The following is a 506-nucleotide window of genomic DNA, read 5'->3' as shown; positions in this document are numbered from 1 at the left end:
CATCGAGCCGGACACGTCCCTGCCTGGCCTCAAGGTCACGGCGCTCGCCCGCGTCACCGGCAAGACAGGCGTCGAGATGGAGGCGCTGACGGCGGCCTCCGTCGCCTGCCTCACCATTTACGACATGGCCAAGGCCGCCGACCGCGCCATGGTGATCTCCGGCATCAGGCTGGTCGAGAAGACCGGCGGCAAGTCTGGCGATTACAAGGCGGCCGGGCGCGGGGAAGGCGCTTGATGGCGCTGGTTCCTGTCGCCGAGGCGCTCGAGCGCCTGCTGGATGGAGCGGCGCCGCGGGCCAGTGAGAGCGTCGCGCTGATCGACGCCGCCGGCCGGGTGCTGGCCGAGCCCGTGGTGGCATTGCGCACGCAACCGCCCTTCAACGCCTCCGCCATGGACGGCTATGCGACGCGCGCCACCGACGTGGCATCCGTGCCGGCGCGGCTTTCGGTGATCGGCATGGCGCCGGCCGGCCGCGGCTTCGAAGGCAGCGTCGGCCCGTCGCAAGC

At 71.9% G+C, this 506-nt stretch carries 1 protein-coding gene and 1 pseudogene; both read left to right on the top strand.

The window, feature by feature from the left end:
* The coding region (locus tag EN745_RS35655) for a cyclic pyranopterin monophosphate synthase MoaC (RefSeq protein WP_281034811.1) at positions 1-235 on the top strand (235 nt) is incomplete at its 5' end.
* Positions 235-506: pseudogene (locus EN745_RS35650) on the top strand (molybdopterin molybdenumtransferase MoeA); the annotation flags it as partial. The gene EN745_RS35655 and the pseudogene EN745_RS35650, both read left to right, overlap by 1 nt.

Origin of the sequence: Mesorhizobium sp. M4A.F.Ca.ET.022.05.2.1 (genome assembly GCF_003998845.1) — a bacterium.
Taxonomy (GTDB): Bacteria; Pseudomonadota; Alphaproteobacteria; order Rhizobiales; family Rhizobiaceae; genus Mesorhizobium.
The sequence above is the reverse complement of the archived record's forward strand: the minus strand, read 5'-3'. Positions and strand labels throughout refer to the sequence as shown.